General features: G+C 75.2%; 22 protein-coding genes and 2 pseudogenes. 18 read left to right on the top strand and 6 right to left on the bottom strand.

The features are described 5' to 3' along the window. Positions 1 to 26 precede the first annotated feature (26 nt). Positions 27 to 611, bottom strand: a complete 585-nt coding sequence (gene yyaC, locus IU369_RS13795; RefSeq protein ID WP_217921561.1) for a spore protease YyaC — start codon at positions 609 to 611, stop codon at positions 27 to 29. A gap of 154 nt (positions 612 to 765) precedes the next feature. Here yyaC and IU369_RS13790 point away from each other — a divergent pair, with 154 nt between their 5' ends. From IU369_RS13790 to IU369_RS13725, 14 genes are all read left to right on the top strand, one after another. Next, positions 766 to 2,817, top strand: a complete 2,052-nt coding sequence (locus tag IU369_RS13790; protein ID WP_217921560.1) for a chemotaxis protein CheA — start codon at positions 766 to 768, stop codon at positions 2,815 to 2,817. Beyond that, complete coding sequence (locus IU369_RS13785) at positions 2,814 to 3,446, top strand: chemotaxis protein CheC (protein WP_217921559.1); 633 nt, start codon at positions 2,814 to 2,816, stop codon at positions 3,444 to 3,446. The genes IU369_RS13790 and IU369_RS13785 overlap by 4 nt, the downstream gene beginning before the upstream one ends. Before the next feature lie 25 nt (positions 3,447 to 3,471). Further along, on the top strand, positions 3,472 to 3,957 hold the full coding sequence (locus IU369_RS13780) for a chemotaxis protein CheD (protein ID WP_217921558.1): 486 nt from the start codon (positions 3,472 to 3,474) through the stop codon (positions 3,955 to 3,957). Between the two features lie 334 nt (positions 3,958 to 4,291). Further along, positions 4,292 to 5,362, top strand: coding sequence for a flagellar biosynthesis protein FlhB (gene flhB / locus IU369_RS13775; RefSeq protein WP_217921557.1), 1,071 nt, complete (start codon positions 4,292 to 4,294; stop codon positions 5,360 to 5,362). Then, complete coding sequence (gene flhA / locus IU369_RS13770; protein WP_217921556.1) at positions 5,359 to 7,452, top strand: flagellar biosynthesis protein FlhA; 2,094 nt, start codon at positions 5,359 to 5,361, stop codon at positions 7,450 to 7,452. Before flhB ends, flhA begins: the two co-directional genes overlap by 4 nt. Before the next feature lie 43 nt (positions 7,453 to 7,495). Further along, complete coding sequence (locus IU369_RS13765; RefSeq protein WP_217921555.1) at positions 7,496 to 8,872, top strand: flagellar biosynthesis protein FlhF; 1,377 nt, start codon at positions 7,496 to 7,498, stop codon at positions 8,870 to 8,872. Next, positions 8,869 to 9,537 (top strand): flagellar brake protein, encoded by a 669-nt coding sequence (locus tag IU369_RS13760; protein ID WP_217921554.1) that lies wholly within the window; start codon positions 8,869 to 8,871, stop codon positions 9,535 to 9,537. The genes IU369_RS13765 and IU369_RS13760 overlap by 4 nt, the downstream gene beginning before the upstream one ends. Beyond that, positions 9,537 to 9,902 carry a hypothetical protein gene (locus IU369_RS13755; RefSeq protein WP_217921553.1) on the top strand — a complete coding sequence of 122 codons (366 nt, stop codon included), beginning with the start codon at positions 9,537 to 9,539 and terminating at the stop codon, positions 9,900 to 9,902. The genes IU369_RS13760 and IU369_RS13755 overlap by 1 nt, the downstream gene beginning before the upstream one ends. Further along, a complete protein-coding gene (locus IU369_RS13750) occupies positions 9,899 to 10,129 on the top strand; it encodes a hypothetical protein (RefSeq protein ID WP_217921552.1) in 231 nt (76 codons plus the stop codon). The genes IU369_RS13755 and IU369_RS13750 overlap by 4 nt, the downstream gene beginning before the upstream one ends. After that, on the top strand, positions 10,116 to 10,703 hold the full coding sequence (locus IU369_RS13745; protein ID WP_217921551.1) for a hypothetical protein: 588 nt from the start codon (positions 10,116 to 10,118) through the stop codon (positions 10,701 to 10,703). Before IU369_RS13750 ends, IU369_RS13745 begins: the two co-directional genes overlap by 14 nt. A gap of 248 nt (positions 10,704 to 10,951) precedes the next feature. Beyond that, entirely contained in the window at positions 10,952 to 11,410 is a 459-nt protein-coding gene (locus tag IU369_RS13740; protein WP_217921550.1) for a hypothetical protein, read from the top strand. 176 nt (positions 11,411 to 11,586) lie between these two features. Then, complete coding sequence (locus tag IU369_RS13735) at positions 11,587 to 12,459, top strand: L,D-transpeptidase family protein (RefSeq protein WP_217921549.1); 873 nt, start codon at positions 11,587 to 11,589, stop codon at positions 12,457 to 12,459. 132 nt (positions 12,460 to 12,591) lie between these two features. After that, positions 12,592 to 15,222 (top strand): LuxR C-terminal-related transcriptional regulator, encoded by a 2,631-nt coding sequence (locus tag IU369_RS13730; RefSeq protein WP_217921548.1) that lies wholly within the window; start codon positions 12,592 to 12,594, stop codon positions 15,220 to 15,222. Positions 15,223 to 15,293: 71 nt separating this feature from the next. Further along, positions 15,294 to 16,079 carry an SAM-dependent methyltransferase gene (locus IU369_RS13725; protein WP_217921547.1) on the top strand — a complete coding sequence of 262 codons (786 nt, stop codon included), beginning with the start codon at positions 15,294 to 15,296 and terminating at the stop codon, positions 16,077 to 16,079. Between the two features lie 10 nt (positions 16,080 to 16,089). Here IU369_RS13725 and IU369_RS13720 read toward each other — a convergent pair. Further along, positions 16,090 to 16,236 (bottom strand): annotated as a pseudogene (locus tag IU369_RS13720) (integrase core domain-containing protein); the annotation flags it as partial. A 256-nt stretch (positions 16,237 to 16,492) separates the two neighbouring features. Here IU369_RS13720 and IU369_RS13715 point away from each other — a divergent pair. Next, positions 16,493 to 17,542, top strand: coding sequence for an IS110 family RNA-guided transposase (locus IU369_RS13715; protein WP_217921545.1), 1,050 nt, complete (start codon positions 16,493 to 16,495; stop codon positions 17,540 to 17,542). Here the strand turns inward: IU369_RS13715 and IU369_RS23750 are convergent. Continuing rightward, positions 17,531 to 17,623 (bottom strand): annotated as a pseudogene (locus IU369_RS23750) (integrase core domain-containing protein); the annotation flags it as partial. The gene IU369_RS13715 and the pseudogene IU369_RS23750 overlap by 12 nt on opposite strands. A 65-nt stretch (positions 17,624 to 17,688) precedes the next feature. Here IU369_RS23750 and IU369_RS13705 point away from each other — a divergent pair. Beyond that, positions 17,689 to 18,872 (top strand): IS3 family transposase gene (locus tag IU369_RS13705; protein ID WP_217921543.1). Its coding sequence is split into 2 segments (ribosomal slippage): positions 17,689 to 17,959 and positions 17,959 to 18,872, totalling 1,185 coding nucleotides; the frame shifts between segments, so codons are not numbered across the junction. Here IU369_RS13705 and IU369_RS13700 read toward each other — a convergent pair. Next, on the bottom strand, positions 18,817 to 19,665 hold the full coding sequence (locus tag IU369_RS13700; RefSeq protein WP_217921542.1) for a leucine zipper domain-containing protein: 849 nt from the start codon (positions 19,663 to 19,665) through the stop codon (positions 18,817 to 18,819). The genes IU369_RS13705 and IU369_RS13700 overlap by 56 nt on opposite strands. Before the next feature lie 167 nt (positions 19,666 to 19,832). Here IU369_RS13700 and IU369_RS13695 point away from each other — a divergent pair, with 167 nt between their 5' ends. Both IU369_RS13695 and IU369_RS13690 read left to right on the top strand, forming a co-directional pair. Further along, positions 19,833 to 20,720, top strand: a complete 888-nt coding sequence (locus tag IU369_RS13695; RefSeq protein WP_217921541.1) for an alpha/beta fold hydrolase — start codon at positions 19,833 to 19,835, stop codon at positions 20,718 to 20,720. Beyond that, entirely contained in the window at positions 20,717 to 22,156 is a 1,440-nt protein-coding gene (locus tag IU369_RS13690; protein ID WP_281426185.1) for an FAD-dependent monooxygenase, read from the top strand. The genes IU369_RS13695 and IU369_RS13690 overlap by 4 nt, the downstream gene beginning before the upstream one ends. Before the next feature lie 15 nt (positions 22,157 to 22,171). Here IU369_RS13690 and hflX read toward each other — a convergent pair whose 3' ends face one another. Both hflX and IU369_RS13680 read right to left on the bottom strand, forming a co-directional pair. Continuing rightward, positions 22,172 to 23,488 (bottom strand): GTPase HflX, encoded by a 1,317-nt coding sequence (hflX, locus tag IU369_RS13685; protein ID WP_217921539.1) that lies wholly within the window; start codon positions 23,486 to 23,488, stop codon positions 22,172 to 22,174. Between the two features lie 33 nt (positions 23,489 to 23,521). Further along, a complete protein-coding gene (locus IU369_RS13680) occupies positions 23,522 to 24,136 on the bottom strand; it encodes a hypothetical protein (protein WP_217921538.1) in 615 nt (204 codons plus the stop codon). Positions 24,137 to 24,196: the final 60 nt, after the last annotated feature.

Genomic DNA, 24,196 nt, shown 5'->3' with positions numbered 1-24,196 from the left:
CGGCCGGCCCGCGCGGACCGGCCGGGTCAGACCGCCAGGGCCTGCGCCGGGGCGACCGCGGCGCGCCGCACGTTGCGGTGGGCCCACCAGCAGGCGACGCCGATGAGCTCGGCGAGCTCCTGCACCAGGTAGAGGCGCGTCGACTGCAGGATCTGCACGTCGAGGGCGCCGGCCTGCACGTTGACGGTGGCCGTGACCGACAGCTCGCCGACGGCCGGCAGCGCCTTCCCCACCCCCTGGCCGGGCAGCAGGCCGCCGCGACGGAGGTTCACCGAGCCGACGCCCGCCGTCGACCCCAGGGCCGCGTCGACCGCCACCACCAGGGGCCGCGACGGGTGCGCCCGCAGCGGCTGCACGCGCTCCTCCAGGTTGAGGGCGTGGAGCGGCTCCTCGAGGGTCCCGATGACCCCCTCGGGGTCGAAGCCGAGCTTCAGGAGGCGCTGACCCACGAGGGGTCCGAGGGCGTCGCCGGTGGAGCGGTCGGTGCCGATGCAGGCGAACGCGACCGGCCGGTCGGCGGCCCCCAGCGCGATCAGCTCCCGCTCCAGCGCCAGCGACAACGTCGCGAGCGCCGCCGGGTCCTCGCGCCGCACCTCGCAGAGTGCTCTCACCTCAATTCCTCCCGTCGTGGGCCGATATCCGAATACGAGATGGAGCGTACGGCCGGGCCTCGCGCCGGGTGCCACCCGAACGGGTAGCGGCCGGGAGCCGGGCGACCAAGCGCTCCCGTCCTTTTGACCGGCGCGACGACGGATCGGGAGAAGCGTGGACACCTCCGAGTACCTCGGGCTCTTCCTGGATGAGAGCGGTGAGAGCCTCCAGACGCTGAACGCGTCACTGCTCGACCTCGAGCGCGCCCCCGCCGATCCGGAGCCGCTGACGGTCATCTTCCGGGTCGCGCACTCCCTCAAGGGGATGAGCGCGACGATGGGCTTCGAGTCGATGGCGGGCCTCACCCACCGCATGGAGGAGGTCCTCGCCGCGATGCGCGACGACGGCGCCCCCGTCACCCCCGCGGTGAGCGACGCCCTCTTCGCCTGCCTCGACACGCTGCAGGAGATGGTCGACCGCGTCGCCGCCGGCGACACCGAGCAGGTCGACGCCTCCGCGGTGCTCGCCCGCCTCGACGCGATCTCCTCCGGCGCCGCCGCCGCGGTCGCGCAGACGGCCGCGACCGTCGCCCCCCCGGCGCCCGCCGCCGCCCCGGCCGGCGAGGTCCTCAGCGACTACGAGCGCATGGTGGTCGCCGAGGCGCACGAGCGCGGCCTGTCCGTGCTGCGCGTCGACGTCGGCTTCGACGAGGGCTGCCAGCTCGTCGCCGCCCGCGCCTTCATGGTGGTGCAGGAGCTCGAGGGCCTCGGCGACCTGATCCGCAGCGACCCCACGACCGAGGCCATCGAGAGCGGTGAGGCCGGCGAGGACGGCGTCGTCTTCTGGATCGTCACGGACGCCGCCCCCGACGTCGCCGCCGCGGCGGCGCTCGGCGTGAGCGAGGTCGCCCGGTGCGACGTCTCCGTCGTCGAGCCCGCCGCCCCGGCGGAGGAGGCGCCGGTGGAGGACGCCCCGGCCGCCCCCACGCCCGACGCCCCGGTCGCCGGCGCCCCCGCACCGCCCGCCGCCGAGCGCTCGCCGTCGCGGGCCGCCGCCACGGTCCGGGTGGGCGTCGACCGCCTCGACGCCCTCATGAACCTGATGGGGGAGATGGTCATCCAGCGCACCCGCCTGGAGCAGCTCGCCCACCGCCACGCCCTCGGCGACCTCCGCGGCGCGGTCGAGGAGATGAGCCGCGTCACGAACGACCTGCAGACGCTGATCATGCAGGTGCGGATGATGCCGGTGGAGGCCGTGTTCCTGCGGTTCCCGCGCATGGTCCGCGACCTCGCGAACACCCTCGGCAAGCGCCTCGAGCTGGTCATCACCGGCGAGGACACCGAGCTCGACCGCACGATCATCGACGGCCTCGGCGACCCGCTGGTGCACATGCTGCGCAACGCGGTCGACCACGGGCTCGAGTCGCCGGAGGAGCGGGAGGCGGCGGGCAAGGACCCCGTCGGCCACGTCCACCTCTCGGCGCGGCACGCCGGCAACCACGTGGTCATCGAGGTCCGCGACGACGGCAAGGGGATGGACCCCGAGGCCCTGCGGGCGTCGGTGGTGCGCAAGGGCCTGATGGACGCCGAGGCCGCCGCCGCGCTCAGCGACGAGCAGGCGCTGGAGCTGGTGTTCCTCCCCGGGTTCTCGACCGCCGCCCAGACGACCGACGTCTCCGGTCGCGGCGTGGGCATGGACGCCGTCCGCAACGCCATCGCCGACCTCAACGGCGAGGTCGCCATCGCGAGCACCGTCGGATCCGGCAGCGTCTTCACGATCCGCATCCCCCTGACGCTCGCGATCATCCAGGCGCTGCTGGTGTCCTCCGGCGCGGCCGGCGGGCCCGAGCACGTGTTCGCGGTCCCGCTCGAGGCGATCGAGGAGACCGTCATGGTCGACCGCGACGAGGCACGCCCGGTCAACGGCCGCCCGTGCCTGGTGCTGCGCGACGCGATCGTGCCCCTCGTCTGGCTCGGCGAGTGCCTCGGGATGGCGCCCCCCGACGACGCGGACCGCCTCGACGTCGTCGTCGTCACGATCGGCGCGACGCGCCTCGGCCTGGTGGTCGAGGGGCTCGTCGGCAAGCAGGACGTCGTCATCAAGCACCTCCCCGACTACCTCGGGGACGTCCCCGGCGTGGCGGGGGCGACCATCCTCGGCGACGGCTCCGTCGCGCTGATCGTGGACGTCGCCGCCGTCGCCGCGTTCGCCGGGCTCCTGCCGTGACCACGGTCCCGGAGGCCCTGGGCGAGCGGCAGCTCGACGTCCTGCGGGAGGTCGGCAACATCGGCGCCGGCACCGCCGCCACGGCCCTCAGCGCGATGGTCGGGGGCCCCGTCGACATGGGGATCCCGCGCGTGTCGCTCGTGCCGGTGGAGCAGGTGCCGGAGGAGGTCGGCGGGGGCGAGGACGTCGTCGCCGCCGTCTTCCTCGGGGTCGTCGGCGACGCGCCCGGGCACATGCTGGTGCTGATGCGCGAGGCCTCCGCCCGCGCCCTCGTGGACACCCTGATGGGCCGGGCCGGCGGCGCCGTCGCCACCGGCGACGCGCCGTTCACGGAGATGGAGCTGTCGGCGCTGCAGGAGGTGGGCAACGTGCTCGCCAGCGCGTACCTCGGCGCCCTCTCCGCCCTCACCGGCCTGCACGTCGAGCCGACCCCGCCGGCCGTCGGCGTCGACATGGCCGGCGCCCTGCTCGGCGCCGCGCTCGCCGAGGTGGCGATGCTCGCCCCCCGGGCGCTGCTGATCGACTCCGGCTTCGGCGCCCCCGGCATCGGGTCGCTCGGCGAGGTGCTCTACATGCCGACGCCCGACGCGCTCGACACGGTGCTCCGCTCCCTCGGCCTGCCCGCGTGAACGCGGTGCGGACCCCGGCCGGCGGGTGAGCGGCCTGCCCGTCGGGATCGGCCAGCTCGTCGCGAGCGCCGACCCCGGTGACGTCATCTCGGCGCTCGGCCTCGGGTCGTGCATCGGCCTGGTGCTGACGGACCCCCGGCGGAAGGTCGCCGGCATGGCCCACGTGATGCTCCCCGACTCGACGACGGCCCGCGCCGCCGGCCCTCCCGGCAAGTTCGCGGACACCGCCGTCCCGGCGCTCGTGGCGGAGGTCTGCCGGCTCGGCGCGGAGCGCACCGCCCTCGTCGCCGCCATCGCCGGCGGCGCCCAGATGTTCAGCTCGGGCTCGGGCGGCGGGGTGCTCCGCATCGGCGAGCGCAACGAGGAGGCCGTCCGCGCCGCCCTGCGCACCGCCGGCCTGCGCCTGCGCGCGCACGACACCGGCGGCTCCCTCGGGCGCAGCCTGCGCGTGCAGGTCGCCACCGGCGCCGTCTCGGTGCGCGCCGTGGGCCGCGACGAGACCTCGCTCTGACCGACCCATCGCGGCCTCCCGCTCATTTCTGACGCGGAGGGTCCGATAAGCGGGTGACGCCGGTCGCGGCCGCGCCCGGGACGCGTGGGAGGTGCCCACCCGCCGTCCCGTCCGGAACGCTCGCCGTCCCGCAGCGACGTCCACCGTCGCGGACGCGACCGGCGCCGACCGACCCGCCGCGCACGGATGTGGCGACGGGGCTCAACCTTCGGCCCCTCCGTGACGAAGGAAGGGGCGTGGCGGCCCCGGAGGGTGCCGCACCAGGTTCGCCGCGCGCCGGATGCTCGCGGGTCACGGAGTCACGGATGGCCCGCATCAAGGTGGGCGGCGCCTCATGGCCGGCTCGGGCGACAAGACGGAGAGGGCCACACCGCGCAAGCGCGACGAGTCGCGCAAGCGCGGCCAGGTCGCGCGCAGCCGCGAGATCAACACCGGTCTCGGGCTGCTCGCGGTCTTCGCCATGCTCTCCTTCTCGGGCGGCTGGATGCTCGCCGGCATGACCCGGGTCATGGGCACCTCCCTCGGCGCGGCCGGCGACTCCGACCCGATCACCGCCTCCTCCGGCTGGCGCGTCCTCACCGACGCCGGCTGGGACTCGATGCGCCTCACGGCCCCGTTCGCGATCGCGGGCCTCATCGTCGGCGTCGTCGCCTCCGCGATCCAGGTGAAGCCGGGGATCACCCCCGAGGTCCTGAAGCCCCGGTTCTCGGTGCTCAACCCGATCTCGGGCGTGAAGCGGCTCTTCTCGGTCCGCTCCGCCGTCGGCCTCGTGAAGGACCTCCTGAAGGTCTCGGTGACCGGCGTCGTCGCGTTCGTCGTGCTGCGCTCCGGCATCCCCGACCTGACCGGCCTGATGGGCGCGAGCCCCGGCATGGCGATCGTGGTGGTCGGCGGCCTGATCATGAAGATCGGCTGGGCGATCGTCGCGGTCTACGTCGTCCTCGCCGCCGCCGACCTCGTCTACGAGCGGTGGCAGCACGAGAAGGACCTCCGGATGACGAAGGACGAGGTCCGGCGCGAGGCGAAGGAGCAGGACGTCAACCCCGAGGTCAAGGGGCAGCTGAAGCGCCGCCAGCGGGAGATGGCCGTCCGCCGCATGATGTCCGCCGTCCCCGACGCCGACGTCGTCATCACCAACCCGACCCACTTCGCGGTGGCGCTGCGGTACGCGCGGGCCCTGCCCGCCCCCCAGGTCGTCGCGAAGGGCGCCGACAACGTCGCCTTCCGGATCATCTCCCTGGCGCGCGAGAGCGGCGTCACCGTCGTCCAGGACCCGCCGCTCGCCCGGAGCCTGTTCGCCAACGCCGAGGTCGGCCAGTACATCCCGGCCGACGCGTTCGGCGCCGTCGCGGAGATCCTCGCCCACGTCTACCGGGCGACCGGGAAGGCGCCGGCCGCCGCATGAGCACCGCCGTCGCCACCACCGCCCCGCGCCGCGCGGGTGTCCTCGACACCATGCTGAAGAACAGCGACGTCGCGATCGCGGTCGTCGTCGTCGGCATCGTCGTGATGATGATCATCCCGCTGCCGACCTGGCTGCTGGACATCCTCCTCACGGCGAACATCTCGGCGGCCCTGGCGATCGTGCTCGCCACGCTCTACACCACCGAGCCGCTCCAGTTCTCCGTCTTCCCGTCGCTCCTGCTGGTCGCGACGCTGTTCCGGCTCGGCCTCAACATCTCCGGCACGCGTCTGATCCTGCTGCACGGCGAGGCGGGCGAGGTCATCTCGGCCTTCGGCTCGTTCGTCGTCGGCGGCAACGTCGTCGTCGGCCTGATCGTCTTCACGATCCTCGTCGTGATCCAGTTCGTGGTCATCACGAACGGCGCGGGGCGCGTCGCCGAGGTGGCCGCCCGCTTCACCCTCGACGCGATGCCGGGCAAGCAGATGGCGATCGACGCCGACCTGAACGCCGGCGTCATCACCGACGAGGAGGCCAAGGAGCGCCGCGAGACGATCGCGAAGGAGGCCGACTTCTACGGCGCGATGGACGGCGCCTCGAAGTTCGTGAAGGGCGACGCCATCGCCGCCGTCCTGATCGTGATGATCAACCTGGTCGGCGGCCTCTCCGTCGGCGTCTTCCAGCAGGGGATGGGCTTCTCCGAGGCGATCCAGCACTTCTCGCTGCTCACCGTCGGCGAGGGCCTCGTCTCCCAGATCCCGGCCCTGCTGATCTCCGTCGCGACGGGCATCATCGTCACGCGGTCCGTCGGCGACGGCAACCTCGGCCACGACCTCACCCAGCAGCTCGTGCGCCAGCCCCGCGCGCTGATGCTCGCCGGCGGCGTCGCGATGGGCATGGGCCTCGTGCCCGGCCTGCCGAAGCTGCCGTTCTTCATCATCGGCGGCCTCGTCATCGGCCTGGCCCTGATGCTGCGCCGGGGGCTCGCCGAGGAGGAGGCCGTGAAGGCCGCCGACGAGGCGACCGCCGTCGCGACCCGCCCGTCGGAGCCCGAGAACGTCGCGGCGCTCCTCCCGCTCGACCCCCTCGAGCTGGAGATCGGCTACGGCCTGGTGCCGCTCGTCGATGCCGACGAGGGCGGTGACCTGCTCGGCCGCGTCGCGATGGTCCGCCGCCAGATGGCGACCGAGCTCGGCCTGTCGCTCGCCCCGATCCGGATCCGCGACAACATCCAGCTCGGCTCGCACGACTACGCCGTGAAGATCCGCGGCGTCGAGGTGGCGCGCTGGTCGCTCATGCCCGGCCAGCTCCTCGCCATGAACCCCGGCACCGCCGACCTGCCGCTCGACGGCATCCCGACGGTCGAGCCGTCGTTCGGCCTGCCGGCCGTCTGGATCGGCGAGGCCCAGCGCGAGCAGGCCGAGATCTCCGGCTACACCGTCGTGGACCCGACCTCGCTCGTCGTCACCCACCTGTCCGAGGTCATCCGCCGCAACGCCGCGGAGCTGCTCGGCCGCCAGGACGTCCGCGCCCTGCTCGACGCCCTCAAGGAGCGCATGCCGGCCCCCGTCGAGGAGCTCGTCCCCGACCTGATGACCGTCGGCGAGGTGCAGCGGGTGCTGCAGACGCTCCTCGCGGAGTCGGTCCCGGTGCGCGACATGGTCACCATCCTCGAGACGCTCGGCGACAAGGCGAAGCTGACGAAGGACGTCCCGATCCTCGCCGAGTACTGCCGCCAGGCCCTCTCGCGCGCCATCTGCGGCCGCTTCGTGGACGAGACGGGGACGCTCCGCGCGATCACCCTCGACCCCGAGGCCGACCGCGAGATCGCGGAGTCGGTCGCACGCACCGACGACGGCACCGCCGTGACCATGGACCCCGCCCGTGCCGCGGCCCTCATCGACACCCTCAAGGAGCAGGTCGACCACGCGCAGGCCGTCGGGGCCGCGCCGGTCGTCCTCTGCTCCGGCGCGACGCGCCGCCACCTGAAGGCGCTGACCGTCCACGCCATCCCCACGCTCACCGTCCTGTCGTACCACGAGATCCTCCCGTCCGTGCGCATCGAGCCCGTCGGGCTCGCCGCCCTCGTCTGAGCCAGAGGCTCGGGCGCACCCCACCCCCCAGGAGACACCGGCCGTGCAGATCAAGCAGTTCTCCGGAGCGACCATCGACGAGGTGCTGACCAAGGTCCGCGAGGAGCTCGGCGACGAGGCCGTGATCCTGCAGACCAAGCGCGTCGTGACCGGCGGCATCGGCGGCTTCTTCGGCCGCGAGGGCGTCGAGGTCACCGCCGCCGAGGGGATGCCCGCCGGCGAGGGCGAGCGCGCCAACCTCGAGGCCGCGGCCTCGGTGGCGGTCGCGCCGCCGACGATCGACACGACCGACGCGTCCGCCGGCGACGACGAGGCCGAGGCCTTCGTCCCGACGCCGTTCGGCCGCCACCTCGACACCCGCCTCGAGGCGGCGATCGAGGCCGAGGCGACGCTGCCGCCCGCCCCCGGCGGGGCGCCCGCCGCCTCGCCCGCCGCCGCCTACGCCCGCGCCGGCGCCCCCTTCGCGCCGGGCGACCGCGAGCGCACCGAGGCGATCATCGAGGCCGCCCGCGCCGCGGTGCGCGACGCCCACGACGCCGCGGTCGAGCCGGCGCCGGCGGCGGTCCTGCCGCCCGCCGAGATGGACGCCCTGGAGATGCCCCCGGCCGCGCCGGTCGCGGACCCGCGCCCGGCGGCCCGCCGCGCCGGCCGCACCGGTGGCGGGACGCTCGACGGCGTCCGCGGCGAGCTGGTCCGCGCCGGCGTGGACCCCCGCTACCTCGACCCCTTCCTCGACGGCTTCGTCCGCTCGGTCCTGCCGTTCGTCGGCCCCGGGGACGGCATCCGCGACGCGATGCGCGACCACCTGTCGGCCCGCCTGCCGGTGGTCCGCGACTGGAAGGCCCGTCCCGCCGGCCACACCGTCGCCCTCGTCGGCCAGAGCGGCGTCGGCAAGACGAGCGCCGCCGCCAACCTCGCGGGCGGGTACCGCGCCGCGGGCCTCACCGTCGCGCTGATCGCCGCCGGCGACGGCCCCCACGACGCGCTCGAGGCCCACGCCCGCCGCCTCGACGTCCAGCTCTTCCGGGCGCCCGACGCCGCCACCCTCGCGCGGCTCCGCGCGACCCTGGTCGACCGCGACCTCGTGGTGGTCGATACCGCGGGCCGCTCGCACCAGCAGCTCGCCGGCATCGAGGGCCTCGCCGCCCTCCTCGGCCCCGCGAAGATCGAGGAGATCCACCTGGTGCTGCCGCTCGCCACGCCGCTCGCCGACCTCGGCGACGTCCAGCGCCGGTTCCGCCTCGTCGGCGTCAACCGGCTGGCGATCACCAAGATCGACGAGACCCGCCACCTCGGCAACCTCGTCAACGTGCCGCTGCGGATGGGCAAGCCGCTCGCCTACCTCTCGGACGGCACCTCGGTCCCCGGCTCGCTCGCCCCGGCCGACGCGCGCCGCGTCGCGGAGATGATCCTGCCGTGACCCCCGTCCCCGCCGAATCCGGCGCGCCGCTCCCCGAGCGCGGGGACCGCGTGATGCTGGACGGCCTCCCCGGCGGCCCCTGGCCGACGGTGGTGGACGCCCACCGCGAGGACGTGCTGTCGCTCGCCGCGCCCCGCCTCGGCGGCCGCGTCGTGCGGCTGCCCCTGCGCCGGCCGTTCCTCGTCGCGTACGCCCACCGCGAGGTGCCGTGCGAGGTCGACGCGGTCCTGGTGGACGGGCCGGCCGACGACGGCCCCGCCGTCTACCTGGCCCAGGTCACGGGCGCGACCCGGCGGCTCCAGCGCCGCACCGCGGTGCGCGTGCCGGTGCACCTGATGGCGCACGCCAGCATCGGCGACGACTTCGACAACGCCCCCGTCGGCGCGGTCACCGAGAACCTGTCGGCGGGCGGGGCGCTCCTGCGCTCCGGGCGGCCGATCGAGCAGGGCGAGGCGGTGCGCGTGAGCGTGCGCTGCGGCGGCGAGGCCGGGACGTTCGACGTCGAGGGCCGGGTCGTGCGGTGCGACCGCACCCCCGGCGACCAACGCCCCTGGCGCGTGGCGATCGCCTTCCTCGACATGGAGCCCGCCGACACGGACCGCCTCGTGCGCTTCGTGTTCGAGCGCCAGCGCGAGCTGCGCGCGCGCGACAGCGGGATCGCCTGATGGCGAAGGGGGAGAAGGCCGCGAAGGGTGCGAAGGGCGGCGCGGCGGAGGAGAGCCCGATGGCGCTCTGGGTCGGCCGTGCCCGCGCGGTCGGCGCGCTCGTCGGCTTCGCCGTCGCCTTCCACGTCTGCCGCGGCCAGGGCTTCCCGCTCGCCGACGCGGTCATCCGCGCGCTCGTCGCGGCCGTCGGGATGTCGCTGGTCGCCTGGTGGTCGGCGCTCCTGGTGCTGCAGGCGCTGATGCGCTCCGCCGCGGCGCAGGCCAACCGCGAGGCCCTCGAGGCCGCCGCGGCCCAGGCCGCCGCCGCCCAGGCCGCCGACCCCGCCGCGTCAGGGCGCGGCTTCGCGATGGATGAGCCCTCGTGACGCCGATCGCCGACCGCGTCGCGACCCCTCCGGCCGCCCACGCGGCGATGGCCGCCCAGGCCGCCGCGGCCGCGGCGGCCCGTCGTCCCGCCGCCGACGCCGCGTCGGGCGGGGCGACGCCGGACGGGGCCCCTCACGGGCAGGGCGCGCCGGCCCTGACGCGGGGCGCCACCGGCGCTCCCGACCCGAGCGGCGTGAGCGGCAGGCTCGTCGATGTCTTCGCGTAGCCCCCTCGCCGACCGGCGCGCCGCGGGTCGCGAGGCCGAGCACCGCCCCGGCTTCCTCGTGGTGCGGGTCGAGGACGACGGCACCTACGTCGGCGGCCTGATGGTGACCGACGCGTCGGGGCTGCCGGTGGACTTCCGGTACACCGACCCGATCACCCCGACCCGCCTGCAGCGCGCCCTCTACGGGGGCGTCCTCGATCGTTACCTCCGCACCGAGGTGGTGCTGCGGACCCTGATCGAGGCGCTCGACGCCCCGCCGTCGCTGCTGGTCGTCGACGACCCCGACCTGCTCGACGAGCCGATCGCGCTCTGCCCGGTGGCGCTCGTCGCCCGGTCGGGGGTCGACCCGCTCGGCGCCGCCGGGGCCCGCAGCGCCCAGGGGTCCGGGTCGTTCCTGCTGCAGGCCGCCGAGGGCGGTCACCCCCTCCGCGTCACGCTCCCCGAGGGCTCCCCCGACGAGGCGGCGGTCGCCGAGGCGCTGGTCGCCCTCGGCCGGCGCATGGACCCCCTCGAACCCGCCGAGCGGGTGCGGGACGCCCTCGCGGTGATCGTGGCGGGGGAGGACCCCACCTGAGCCCCGCGGGGCGCTCCTCCCTGGAGGAGCTGCGGCGCGCCGTCGCCCGCATCGGCGCCCGCACCACCGCGCGCGCCGTCGACCCGCCGGCCGCGCACGCCAACGCGCCGCGCCACCCGGTCGTCGCCGCCCGCGCCGCCGGCCCGCCGGCCGCGGCCGCCCGCGGCGGCGGCACGGTCGCGCCGTCGCCGGCCCGCTCCGCGGCCCTCGACGCCCTCGCGGCGCGTCACCGCCGGGCCGTCGTCGCGGTGGCCGCGACCGCGGGGCGCGCGCCGGCGCTCGCGACGGCCTCCGCCGCCCGCCACGTCGCGCCCCTCGCGGTGGTCGCGCGTGCCGCCCCGGCGGCCGTCGCCATGCCCGCCGCCCGCCGCGCGCGCCTCGGGGCGCTCCGCACCCAGCGCCGTGCGCGGGTGCCGTGGACGCTGCTGCCGCGGCCGCGCCTCGCCGCCGCCTGGAGCGCGGTGCAGGACGCGAACCCGGGGGCGGGGGACCTCCGCCTCGTCGGCGTCTACGGGCCCCTCCCGCTCGACGCGGTCGAGGCCGCGGGACTCGACGGGGACGGCCGCCTCGCGGTCACGCTCGGGCGTCTGCGCCGCCCGTCCGTGACCGGCGACATCGCCCTGGCGCGCGTCGGCCCCGGGGACCGCCTGGTGCGGTGCGACCTGCCGTACCCGGCCGGGGGGCTCACCCGCCGCCCTTCGCGCTAGCATCGCGCGCTGAGACAGCCGATGGCGACAGGGGTCCAGAGATGACGAAGTGGCGTGCGGGGATCGGTCTGGCGGCCTTGGCCGCGGTTGGGTCTCTGATCCCGGCGGTTGCGGGCGCGCAGGCGCCCGCCCCCGTCGCACCGGCCCCCCTCCCGGCGGGCGTGATCGCCCCGGGCGTGACGATCGCCGGGATCCCCGTCGGCGGCGCCACCGTGGCCGCCGCCCGCGCCGCCGTCATCCAGCAGCACGTCGTGCCGCGCCGCGCGCCCCTGCTCGTCACCTTCCGCGGGCGCAACCTGAAGGTCGAGCCGGTGAAGGTCGGGTACGCCGCGAAGGTGGACTACGCGATCAAGGTCGCGCTGCTCTACGGCCGGTCGAAGCCGCTCCCGCCGGAGGGCGTCGTGGACGTGCCGCTCGCGGCGACCGTCAACAAGAAGAAGCTGCGCGCGGTCCTGGCGCTGCGCGCCGCGAAGAACGACCTGTCCGCCGTGGACGCCGCCGTCTCCCTGAAGGGCGTCCGCCCGGTCATCCGCAAGCCGCGGGTGGGCATCGCCATCGACGTGCCGAAGGCGACCACGCAGATCGCCGCGGCGATCGTGACCCGCGACCGCCCCGCCTACGCGCTGGCGTCGCGCCGCGTCGCCCCCGCCCGCACCTCGGTCGGCGCGTTCGTGGTGATCGACCGGGGCAACTTCCGGCTCACCTGGTACAAGGGCACGCGCAAGCTGAGCTTCCCGATCGCGGTCGGCCAGCCCGCCTACCCGACGCCCTCGGGCGACTTCCAGGTGATCCAGAAGCAGGTGAACCCGACGTGGTTCCCGCCGAGCTCCCCGTGGGCCGAGGGCCTCGGCCCCGTCCCGCCCGGCGTGAGCAACCCGCTCGGCACCCGGTGGATCGGGACGTCCGCCCCGGCGATCGGCATGCACGGCACGCCGTCACCCGGGTCGATCGGCACCCGCGCCTCCCACGGCTGCATCCGGATGTACATCTCGGACGTCGAGAAGCTCTACCCGCTCGTGGAGATCGGGACGCCGGTCTTCATCCGCTGACGCCCCCGCGGTACCCGGCGGTCACCGCCGGGTACCGCGCGGGGGGATGGCGTGATGCATCCCCCCTGGTCCGACGCCCCGACTCCGGCCTGGGGTCGCGCGCGGCACCTCCGTCGCGGGAGACTGCGCGCGATGGCGGAACACGACGGGGCGACGCCGTGGCCGATCACCGGCCGGCAGGACGAACTCGGGATCATCGCGGCGGCCCTGACGCGGGCGTCCGGCGGCGTCATCGTCAGCGGCCCGGCGGGGGTGGGGAAGACCCGGCTGGCGGCCGAGGCCGCGCGGATCGCCCGGTCGCGGGGGCTGGTCGTCGGATGGGTGCGCGCGACGGCGTCCAGTCGCGCGATCCCGCTCGGGGCGGTCGCCGCCCTGCTCGACGCCAGCGAGACGGCGGGCGAGGGCGTCGATCTCCTGGGTCGCGTGCGCCGGTCCCTCGCGGCCCGCGCCGCCGGGCGCCGCATGCTGCTGTGCGTCGATGACGGCCATCTCCTGGACGAGGCCTCCGCCGCCCTCGTCCACCTGCTGGTCGTCACCGGCGACGCGCTCGTCGTCATGACGGTACGGGCGGGTCACGCCATGCCGGACGCCCTGCAGGCACTCGGGAAGGACGAGCACTGCGTCGTCGTCGATCTCGAGGAGCTGACGCCGGTCGCGATGGCGCGTCTGCTGGAGGATGTGCTCGCCGCGCCGGTGGACGGTCGCAGCAGGGAGGCGCTCTGGGCCCTCACCCGCGGGAACCCCCTGTTCCTGCGCGAGGTCGTCCGGCTCGGCCGCACCGACGGCACCCTCGCCCGCGACGACGGGGTGTGGCGGTGGAGGGGACGGCTGAGCCCGGGCGCACGCCTCGCCGACGTCGTGGGCGTACGGGTCGACGGCCTGACGCCCGTGGAGCGGACCGTGCTGGAACTGGTCGCGGTCGCGGGGCAGCTCGGCGTGGATGCGCTCGCGCCCGCGGAGGCGGACGCGCTGTCGCGCCTGGAGGACGCCGGCCTGGTCTCGCGCCGGCGCGACGAACGACGGAGTCTCGTCGAGGTCGCGCACCCCCTCCATGCGGAGGCCGTCGTCGCGCAGATGGCGGGTGGCCGCCGGGACGCCCTCCACGCCCGGCTCGCGGAGGACGTCGAGTCCCGCGGGGCCCGGCGCGGCGGCGACCAGCTCCGGGTGGCGGTCTGGAGGCTCGAGGCGGGCGGCGGGGGGAGCACGCTGTTCCAGCAGGCCGCCGCGCAGGCCCTGGCCGCCCTGGACCCCGCCCTCGCGGAGCGCCTGGCGCGTGCCGCGATCCGCCGCGACGGGGGTTTCGGCGCGCACCTGCTGCTCGGGCGCGCGCTCGCCGCGCAGGGGATGGCCGACGAGTCGGCGGACCTCCTCGCGCGCCTCATCGACGATGCGCCCGGCGACGATGGCCGGGTGGCGGCCGCGATCGGCGCGGCCGGCAACCTGTTCTGGGCCCGGGGCGGACCCGACGAGGCGGGGGCGCTGCTGGAGGCCGTCGGCCGCCGCGTGGCCTCCCGGTCGGCACGGGACCGCATCGAGGCGGAGCAGGTGCGCCTGCTGGCCGCGTCAGGTCGTCCGGCCGAGGCCCTCGCCACCGCCGGGCCGCTGTTGGCGCGCCGGGGCGTTGCGGACGTCGTGCGTGTGCGGGCGGCGACGGGGGCCGCCGAGGCACTGCTGACCTGCGGGCGGATCTCGCGCGCGCTGGAGGTGGTGGACGAAAACCTGCCGGCCGCCCGGGGGGAACGGCACGAGCTGCCGCAGGCCGAGGTGGTGCTCCTCGGCCTGCGGGGCCTCGCCCTCCGGCACGCCGGCCGCCTGGTGGAGGCGACGCGATCCTCGGAGGCCCTCTACCGGTCGATGCTCGGGCGCGGTTCGGCCCTGCCGTCGGCGGTCGAGGGCATCTCCCTCGCGTCCATCTGGCTCGCGCGCGGCCGCGTCGGGACGGCGTCACGGCTCTTCCGGGAGAGCGCCGTGCTGCTCCGGGACGCGGATGCGGTGGGGATGCGCGCGGTCGCGTTGGCCGGCGTCGCCCAGGCGGCCGCCCAGGGGGGCGACACGCTCGCATCACGCGACGCCGTCGCCGAACTGGACGACACCCTCCTCGGGCACCGGGCGTTCTCCGTCGAACTCGACCTCGCGCGCGCCTGGAGCGCCGCCTCGGACGGCGAGCGCACGCGGGCCGGCGCCATCCTCACGGCGGCCGCGGCCGAGGCGCGGGCGGGCGGCCGGAGCGTCCACGCCGTCCAGGCCCTCCACGCGCTCGCGCGCCTGGGCGGCGCCGCCTCGGCGGCACCGGACCTCGCCGTCCTCGCCGAGGGCGTCGAGGGCCCGTTCGCCGCGACGGCGGCGGCGCACGCGGCGGCGCTCGCCCGCGGGGACGCCGACGGCCTCGAGGCGGTCGCGGAGAGTCTCGCCGGGATCGGTTCGGTGCTGGTCTCCGCCGAGACCTGGCTCGCCGCCGCCGCGGCGCACTCCCGTGACGGACGCGAGGCGCGGGCACGGGCCGCGGCCACCCGCGGCGCCCACCTGCTGCGACGCTGCGAGGGCGCCGCCCCCCCGACGCTTCCGGACGCGCCGGCCGAGGACCTGACCCGCCGCGAGCACGAGATCGCCGTGCTCGCCGCCGCCGGTCTCAGCAGTCGCGAGATCGCCGGGCGCCTGGTGATCTCGGTGCGCACCGTGGACAACCACCTGCTGCGGGTCTATCGCAAGCTCGGAGTGTCGGGACGCCGGGCGCTGGCGGACCTGCTCCGCGAGCGCGACTGAGTAGGCCCGTGCCGGGAATCGAGTAATGCACCGCTCATGACCGCGCGACGGGGTGCGTGCATCCTGCGCCCATGAGCAGTCACGACCCCAGCGACGACGCCGTCCCGGCGGACTGGTACACGGAGTTCTTCACCGAGCTGCCGAACGAGTTCTGGCGGCGCGCCGTCCCGGCGGACGCGACCGCCTCCGAGCTGGACTTCATCGAGGACCGCCTCGCCCTGCGGCCGGGGTCGCGGGTGCTGGACGTGCCCTGCGGTAGTGGCCGGCACACTCTCGCGCTATCCGCCCGCGGCCACGACGTCGTCGGCGTGGACATCTCCGAGGAGGCCGTCCACCACGCACGGGCGGCGGCGCGCACGGCGGGCCTGCGGCCCGAGGTGGTCGTCGCCGAGATGCGCGAGATCCCACGCGACGGCTCGTTCGACGCCGCCGTCTGCATGGGCAACAGCCTCGGCTACCTGGCGCTCGACGGCCTCGTGGAGTTCCTGTCGGCGCTCGGCGCGGCCATCCGGCCGGGGGGCGGTCTCGTCATCGACTACTCCGCCGCCGCCGAGTCGGTGCTCCCCGGCTTCATCGACGGGCGCCCCCGCGACATCGCCGCCGGGGACATCGTGGTCTCGGGATCCAACGCCTACGACGTCGCGGGGAGCCGCCTGCTCAGCCGGTACGTGTTCGTCCGCGGCGCGCAGCGGCTCGAGGCCACGGCCCTCCATCACGTCTACACCATCGCGCACCTGCGCCGACTGCTCGCGGACAGCGGGTTCACGCGCATCGAGCACCACGCCGGGCCGGACGGTTCGCCGTTCGCCGTCGGCGACGGCCGCCTTCTCCTCACCGCCCACCGCACCGCCGCCTAGCTGTAGTTGGTCACCACGTTGTTGACAGGCGGCTGATCGGCGGGCGGCCGTTGAGGCTGCTGTGGCGGCGTTGGGTGTTGTAGTGCTCGAGGAAGTCTGGCAGGCACCCGGCCCGCTGGGTGTTGCTGGTGAACACCTGCGAGTAGGCCCATTGTGAGTCTGGGTGGGCGGTCCTCGGGCCGTTTGTCAGGCTGGCGTCGGTGTCGGAGGTGACCCATAGCGCCCATTGGCCGCCTGGTGCGTGCCTGTCGCTGAGATATGTCGCTCCGATGCCGGCGCCGGCCTGGCCAACCGCCTGCTGGCCTGATCAGAAGCCTGTCCGGCTGCAGCCGTGACCCATCACAGTCCTGCCGCACGGTGTCTTCATCCAGGCCGGCGCCGCAGACGGCGCTCGATCCAGGAAGGAGCACCGCATGGCCATCGTGGCAGAGGACTTCGCCCACGTCGTAGGTGTCGACACCCATTCCCAGACTCATGCGGCCGCCCTCGTCGACCGCACGGGCAGCTTGCGCGCCGAGTTCGCGGCGACGACCGACCCGCCAGGGCTCGAGCGGCTGATCGACGCTGTCAGGGCCGCCGCCCCTGGGCCGCGCCTATGGGCGATCGAGCAAACAGGCAGCTACGGAGCGGGCCTCACGGCGCTGTTGGTGGCCCTCGGTGAGGCGGTCGTCGAGATCGACCGCCCCTCGCGTCCGGCGCGCCGACGCGGCAAGGATGACGGCCTTGACGCCCTTCGCGCGGCGCGCGAGGCGCTCAGCCGAGCCCATCTGGCAAGCCCGCGGGCGCGTGGCGTTCGCGAGGCGCTGCGTGTCCTGCTGGCCACCCGCAGGGCGAGCATCGCCGCACGCACGGCCGCCATCAATCAGCTGAGGGCGCTCGTCGTCACCTCGCCGAGCGTCTTGCGCGAATCGCTGCGCGGTCTCACACGAGCCGAGCTCATCCGCACCTGCTCTCGCCTGCACCTGATGCAGCGCCACGACGAGGAACGACGAGCCGCGGTTCTTGCGCTGCGGGCGACCGCGCAGCGCATCGATCACCTCACCGGTGAATCCGCTGTGCTTGAGGCCGAACTCGCGCGGCTTGTCCGCGCGATCTGCCCCGCCCTGCTCGAACTGCCCGGGCTCGGCGTCATCACCGCGAGCCAGCTGCTTGTGAGCTGGTCGCACCCTGGACGAATCCGCAGCGAGGCGGCGTTCGCCGCGCTGGCTGGTGTGGCGCCCATCCCGGCGTCCTCCGGCCAGGTCAGCCGGCACCGGCTCTCACGCCAGGGCGATCGCCAGCTCAATCGAGCCCTGCACAACATCGTGCTGGTGCGTATGCGCCACGACGAGGCGACCCGTGCCTACGTCTCCCGCCGCAGCGCCGAGGGGCGCAGCCTGCGCGAGATCCAACGCTGCCTCAAACGCACCGTCGCTCGCCAGCTCTTCCGCTTCCTCGAGAGGAGCGCCCGATTAGCTTCTTGACGCCGATAGAAGCATCTCGGTGAGCAGGGTGCGGTTGAACCGCTCGACCTTCCCGTTCTGCCAGGGGCAGTGGGGGCGGATGTGGGGTCGCCCCGCTTCTGCGGACACCATCGGAGAGGCGATGATGCTTCTCCAAGGAGGTCCACATGGAGCAGCGGGAGCGACGGGCACGGCGGGAGTTCAGTGAGGAGTTCAAGGCCCGCACGGTCGAGTTGATCGAGTCCTCGGGGAAGTCCATTGGGGCGGTCTGTCGAGAGCTCGACCTCAGCGAGACGGCGGTACGCCGGTGGGTCAAGCAGGCGCAGATCGACCAGGGCACGGCGCCGGGGCTCACCAGCGACGAACGCGCCGAGCTCGCCCGGCTTCGGCGTGAGAACAAGGTGTTGCGTGAGGAGCGGGAGATCCTGAAAAAAGCCGCGGCCTTCTTCGCCACGGAGACGACGCGGTGAGCCTCTACCGGTTCATCGCCGCCGAGAAGGCCGCACACGGGGTCTCCACCCTCTGCAGGACGCTCGGCGTCTCACGCTCGGGCTTCTACTCGTGGGCCGCCCGACCACCGTCGAGCCGCCGGCGCGAGGATGAACAGCTCCTCGAGCGGCTCCGCGCGGTGCATCGGATGAGCCGCGGCACCTACGGCGCCGCCCGCATCCACGCCGAACTGCGTGCTGACGGCCACCGCCACGGCCGTAAGCGGATCGCCCGGTTGATGCGCGAGGCGGGGATCGAGGGCACCCACCGGCGCCGCTTCCAGCGCACCACCGAGCGCGACCCGCTGCGGGCCCCGGCCGCGGATCTGGTGGAGCGACGCTTCCTCGCCGAGTGCCCGAACGCGTTGTGGGTGGCTGACATCACCTACGTGCGGACCTGGGCGGGGTGGCTCTATGTCGCGGTGGTCGTCGATGCCTACAGCCGCCGCGTCGTCGGCTGGTCGATGCGCGAGGACCTGCGGGCCGAACTGGTCGTCGATGCGATCCAGATGGCGCTGTGGCGGCGCCAGGTGGAGCCCGGCCAGCTGGTGCACCACAGCGACCGGGGATCCCAGTACACGAGCTTCGCCTGCGGACGCGCCCTGCGCGAGGCGGGGATCGCCCAGTCGATGGGCTCACGTGGCGATGCCTATGACAACGCCCTCGCCGAGTCGTTCATGTCGACCCTCAAGACCGAGCTGATCGACCGACGCTCCTGGCCGACCCGCCAGCAGGCGCGGACCGCGATCTACGACTACATCGAGAGTTGGTACAACCCACGCCGCCGGCACTCGGGCCTCGGTTACCTCAGCCCCGCCGAGTTCGAGGCACAGCACCACCGCCGGCAGGAGTCGGCGGCCTAGGAAAACTGTCCGCCAAAGCGGGGCGACTCCAGATGAGGATGTGGCGGGCGCCGAGGCCGGCGAGGGCGGCCTGGAAGTCCCGTGAGAGCCTGTACGAGAAGGCGTTGTCGCTCATCACCGCCTCGATCCGGGTGATGCCGTGGGAGTTGAAGAAGGCGGCGGCGCGGGTGAGGAACCCCGCGCAGGTGACTCCGCGCTCGTCGGGGTGGATCTCTGAGTAGGCGAGCCGTGAGTGGTCATCGACGGCGGAGTGGACGTAGTCGTAACCCAGGGTCCCCCGCGCCGAGGGTGCCGCCGCCCGGCCAACGGCCCGCCAGCCTCCGCCTTCCCGGATCCGCCCGAGCTTCTTGACGTCGATGTGGATCAGCTCACCGGGCCGTTCGCGTTCGTAGCGCACCCGGCTGACCGGCCCCTGGCGCACGGGCTCCCCGGTGAGGGCGTCCAGGTCGCGCAGGAGGGGCATGCGGTGGCGGGCGATCACCCGGCCCACCGTCGAGGCCGCCACCCCGAGCTCAGCGCCGATCCAGTCGGCGCCACGGCGGTGGGTGGCCCGGGCCCACAGGATGCGCCTCACGGTGGCTTGGGGGGTGCGGTGCGGGCAGCGATGCGGCCGGCTCGGTCGGTCGGCCAGGCCCGAGGGGCCCTCCTCACGGAAGCGGCGCAGCCACTTGTAGGCGGTGGCGCGTGAGCATCCGAGTTGGTGGGCGGCATCGGCTGGCCGGTGGCCGGCCACCACCCGCTGAACCAGCAGCATCCTTCCGTGGACGGTGAGGCGGGCGTTAGCGTGAGCCATGAGGACCCCCTTGGGGCTGGGAAGGCTTAGTCACCTCCACAACTCCCTCGGGGGTCCTCGCTACGTCAACCCGGAACCGTCAACAACGCTGCGGGTGACTACACCTAGCGGCGCCCCGCGGAGCCGCCGGCCGGGGGCCGGCGCCACCACCACGAAAGGACCACCGCATGCCCCGCCCTCGCACGGCGCTCGTCGCCGTGTTGCTCGCCCTGCCCATGGCGCTCACCGCCTGCGGCGGCTCCGCCCATCGGGAGGTCCCGACGGCACGGTCCACGAACCTGGCCGTCGCCGGCACGACCCTGCACGTCGAGGAACGGGGGGACGGTCCGCCCCTGCTCCTGATCCACGGGGCCGGGGAGGACGCGGGCATGCTGTCCGCGCAGGCGGACGCCCTCGCCGCCGCCGGCTATCGGGTGATCAGCTACGACCGCCGCGGCACCGGCGGTTCCGGACGCGACGGCTGGCCCGGCAACGGCGCCGACCAGCACGCCGATGACGCCGCTGCCCTGCTCGAGGCCCTCGACGCGAGGCCCGCGACGGTCCTGGGGCTCAGCTCCGGCGGGGTGGTCGCCCTCGCGCTCGCCGCGCGCCACCCCGGTGCGGTCCATCGGGTGCTCGCCTGGGAGCCGCCCGCCTCCGGCGTGCTCCCCGGCGCCGCCGCCGCCAACGCCGCGATCCTCGAGCCGGTCGAGGCGCACCTGCGGCGCCACCCAGGCGACTACCCGGGTGCCCAGGCGATCCTGCTGACGTACATCCTCGGGTTCCCCGTGACCGTGGACGACCCCGCGTTCGCCGCCGCCCGCGCCAACGCCGAGGCCATGGTCAGGGACGATCCGTCGATCACCCTGCGACCGTTCACCGCGGCCGAGCTGCGGGCGGCACCCGTCACTGTCGCCGTCGGCGACGCGCCGAACGAACTGGTCGGCGCGGCGGTCGCCCGCCTCGCCGAGCTCGGCGCCGGCGCCCCGACCGTGGTCGAGGGCGCCCCCCACGAGGTCCATCTCTCGGACCCCTCGGTGCTCGCCGCCCTGGTGGGCCCGCCCCCGGGCCGATGACGGAGACGCCGTGGCGAGCCGGGGGCGGCCGAGCGACGATCCCGCGGGAGGTCCCGGTACTCGTCGTGGGGGCCGGCCCCGCGGGGGCGGTCGCCGCGCTGACCCTTGCGCGCCACGGCGTCGGCTGCCTGCTGGTGGACCGACGCCGCGTGCTGTCGCCGCTGCCACGCGCCACGGGCCTCAGCCTGAGGTCGATGGAGCTCGCCCGGTCCTGGGGACTCGAGGAGCATCTCCTCGCCGGCGCGCCGGAGATCGACTGGACGGCGTGGATGGGGCGGGTGCTCTCGGAACCGTCCTCAGGGGTGGAGTTCCCGGCCGGACAACCGACGCGCGCCCAGAGCGCGCTGCTCAGCCCGTGCGCGCCGGCGTGCGTGGCGCAGGCCGACCTCGAGCGGCTCCTGGTGGAGCGGCTCGGGGACCACGACGCGGTCACGTTCGCGACCGGCGTCGCGGTGACGGACGTGGTGGCCGACGACGCCGGTGTGCGGGCCGAGCTGCGCGACCGTCGTGCCGGTCGCGCGGTCGTCGTCAGGGCACGCCACCTCGTGGCGGCCGACGGGGTGCGCGGTGGGTTGCGCCGGTCCCTGGGGATCCCGGTGCAACGATGGGACGGCCTGGGCGAGCGTATCGGCGTCCAGTTCCGGGCGCCGCTCTGGAGCCGCCTCGGCGAGCGTCGTCACGTCGTCTACATCGTCACCCACCAGGACGGTCACGGCAGCTTCATCCCGGCCGGGCGCGGGGACCGCTGGGTGTACGCCCGGGAGTGGGACCCCGCCGTCGAGGACATCGGCGACTACCGCCCGAGCCGCGTGACGGCGCTCATCCGCGCCGGTGCCGGGGCGCCGGACCTCCCGGTGGAGATCGAGCGCGTCGTCTCCCTGACGTACGGCGCCCACCTCGCCGCACACTTCCGCGCAGGGCCGGCGTTCCTCGCCGGCGACGCCGCCCATCGCATGACTCCGCGCGGGGGGATGGGCCTCAACGCGGCCGTCCAGGACGGTCACGACCTCGGCTGGAAGCTGGCCTGGGTCCACCATGGATGGGCGGGGGACGCGCTGCTGGACAGCTACGAGGCCGAGCGCCGGCCCGTCGCATCCCACCTCGTGGCCAGATCGGCGGCGCCCGAGCTGGCGCGGGACCCCGCGGACGAGCTCCACATCGACCTGGGCGGGCGGATCGCCCACGTCTGGGTGCCGACGGGCGGCGGTCGCCGTTCGACGCTCGACCTGCTGACGGACGGCCTCACGCTCTTCTGCGGTCCGGGAGGTCCGCCCCGGGGATCCTGTCCCACGGAACCCAGGCCCGTGCCGCCGGTCGTGGAACGGCGACTGCCCTTGGCGGCCGCCCGTGCCCTGGGCATCCGCCCGGGGGGAGCCCTCCTGGCGCGCCCCGACGGACGACCTGTCGCGATCCTCCCCCCGCCGGCCCATCCCTGACCCTCTACTGGAGGGTCAGGCGTGGCCGTTCTGGAGGGCGGAGCGGATGCGCGCGGCGGCCGCGGCCGGCATGAGGGCCCGGACGTGGGTCCCGTCGGGCGTGGACTCCTGCTCGACCTCGCTGCCGTCGGCGTAGACGACCGAGATCAGGTTGCCGAGGTCGTACGGGATCGTCACGTCGAGGCGCGTCAGCCGGTCGCGGGCGGCCTCGGCGAGGCGGTGCGACAGGACGTCGAGGCCCTCGCCGCTCGTGGCCGACACCTGGACGGCGTCGGGTGCGCGCCAGCCGAGCGCCTCGCGACCCGCGGCGTCGAGCAGGTCGACCTTGTTGAGCACGTCGAGCCGCGGGATGTCGCCCGCGCCGATCTCCTCCAGCACCTCGTCGACCGCCCGGGCGCGGTCGGCCCGGCGGGCCTCCGGCTCGGAGGCGTCGGCGACGTGGAGGATCAGGTCGGCGTCGCGGACCTCCTCGAGGGTCGCCGAGAACGCCTTCACCAGCTGGTGCGGCAGGTGGCGGATGAAGCCCACCGTGTCGGACAGCAGGATCTCGTGCCCCTCCGCCTCCACCCGCCGGGTGGTGGGGTCGAGGGTCTCGAACAGCGCGTCGTCGGTGCTGACGCCGGCGCCGGTGAGGGCGTTCATGAGGCTCGACTTGCCGGCGTTGGTGTAGCCGGCGAGGGCGATCCGGGGGATCGGCGAGCCCGTCCGCCGCTCGCGCTGGGTCTCGCGGGACCGCGCGACGTCGCGCAGGCGCCGCCGCAGCGTCGCCATGCGGTTCCGCACGAGGCGCCGGTCGGACTCGAGCTGGCTCTCGCCCGGTCCGCGGGTGCCGACGCCGCCGCCGAGCCGCTCGAGGTGCTGCCAGAGCCCCTCCTGGCGTGCGTAGGAGTACTCGAGCTGGGCGAGCTCGACCTGGAGCTTGCCCTCGGCCGACCGCGCGTGCTGGGCGAAGATGTCGAGGATCACGGCGGTGCGGTCCACCACCCGCACGCCGAGGCGGTCCTCGAGGGCCCGCTGCTGCCCGGGCGTCAGGCCGCCCTCGGCGGCCACGAGGTCCGGCTTCAGGCGGATGACGAGCTCCTTCAGCTCCGTCAGCTTGCCCGTGCCCACGTACGTCCGCGGCTCCGGCCGCTCGCGGTGCTGGACGAGCGTCTCGACGACCTCGGCGCCGGCGGTGCGCAGCAGCTCGGTCAGCTCGTCGAGGCGGTCTCGCTCCTCGTCGCCGTCGCAGTCGAGGGACGCGATGACGAGCGCGCGCTCCGGCCCGACCCGGTGGAGCTCCTCCTCCGGCCGCTGCGCGGACCCGCGGTATGTGCGCTGCAGCTCACCCATGTCCACCCATGATGCCCTCTCGGGGGCCGGGCGTCAGTCCTCCCGGGGCGCGCGCAGCCCGAACGGCGAGACGCACCGGCGCAGCAGCAGCGCACGGAGGGCGTCGGCGCGGGCGGTGCCGGGGTCGTCGATGCGCCGCAGCTGGCGCGTCCACGCGCGGCACGAGGGGGCGTCGGCGAGCCGCGCGAGGAGCCGGCCCGAGCTGACGCCGCGCCCGGCGGCGTCGACCGCGAACACCACGACGACGCCGGCGGTGCCGCTCATGCGGAACGCGACGGTGTCGTCGTCGACGAGGCGGGCGCGCACCCGGGTGCGCGTCACGACCAGCTCCGTCGTGCCGGGCAGCACGGCGCGGGGCCGCAGCACCGTGACCGTCACGGCGGAGGCGGCGAACGGGAGCCGCACGAGGGCGGGCCGCCCGACCCGCAGGCGGGCCCGCGGCAGCCGCGACGCCAGGTCGCGGAGCTCCAGCGCACCCGCGGCCGCCGGCGCGTCGCGCCAGACGCCGGGTCCCGGGGCGAGCACCTGCCGGGGGAGGGGGGCGTCGAGGACCATGAAGCCCGGTCCGGAGGCCGCCGCCGCGCCCGGGGCGAGCAGCAGCGACACGAGGGCGGCGGACGCGGCGCGGCGGGCTGTCGGGCGGCTCATGTCGGGATCCCGCGTGGTGGGGGTGCGGCGGGGACATGCTCTCACCCCGGGCGGTCGTCG

The sequence above is a fragment of the Miltoncostaea oceani genome, from assembly GCF_018141545.1.
Classification (GTDB): Bacteria; Actinomycetota; Thermoleophilia; order Miltoncostaeales; family Miltoncostaeaceae; genus Miltoncostaea; species Miltoncostaea oceani.
The sequence above is the reverse complement of the archived record's forward strand: the minus strand, read 5'-3'. Positions and strand labels throughout refer to the sequence as shown.

Excerpts from the sequence above, each read along its gene's own strand:
- flhB (WP_217921557.1), top strand. The coding sequence starts at position 4,292 with ATGGCCGGCTCGGGCGACAAGACGGAGAGGGCCACACCGCGCAAGCGC.
- IU369_RS13690 (WP_281426185.1), top strand. The coding sequence starts at position 20,717 with ATGACGGAGACGCCGTGGCGAGCCGGGGGCGGCCGAGCGACGATCCCG.
- hflX (WP_217921539.1), bottom strand. The coding sequence starts at position 23,488 with ATGGGTGAGCTGCAGCGCACATACCGCGGGTCCGCGCAGCGGCCGGAG.
- IU369_RS13730 (WP_217921548.1), top strand. The coding sequence starts at position 12,592 with ATGGCGGAACACGACGGGGCGACGCCGTGGCCGATCACCGGCCGGCAG.
- IU369_RS13725 (WP_217921547.1), top strand. The coding sequence starts at position 15,294 with ATGAGCAGTCACGACCCCAGCGACGACGCCGTCCCGGCGGACTGGTAC.
- IU369_RS13715 (WP_217921545.1), top strand. The coding sequence starts at position 16,493 with ATGGCCATCGTGGCAGAGGACTTCGCCCACGTCGTAGGTGTCGACACC.
- flhA (WP_217921556.1), top strand. The coding sequence starts at position 5,359 with ATGAGCACCGCCGTCGCCACCACCGCCCCGCGCCGCGCGGGTGTCCTC.
- IU369_RS13755 (WP_217921553.1), top strand. The coding sequence starts at position 9,537 with ATGGCGAAGGGGGAGAAGGCCGCGAAGGGTGCGAAGGGCGGCGCGGCG.
- IU369_RS13680 (WP_217921538.1), bottom strand. The coding sequence starts at position 24,136 with ATGAGCCGCCCGACAGCCCGCCGCGCCGCGTCCGCCGCCCTCGTGTCG.
- IU369_RS13745 (WP_217921551.1), top strand. The coding sequence starts at position 10,116 with ATGTCTTCGCGTAGCCCCCTCGCCGACCGGCGCGCCGCGGGTCGCGAG.
- IU369_RS13700 (WP_217921542.1), bottom strand. The coding sequence starts at position 19,665 with ATGGCTCACGCTAACGCCCGCCTCACCGTCCACGGAAGGATGCTGCTG.
- IU369_RS13695 (WP_217921541.1), top strand. The coding sequence starts at position 19,833 with ATGCCCCGCCCTCGCACGGCGCTCGTCGCCGTGTTGCTCGCCCTGCCC.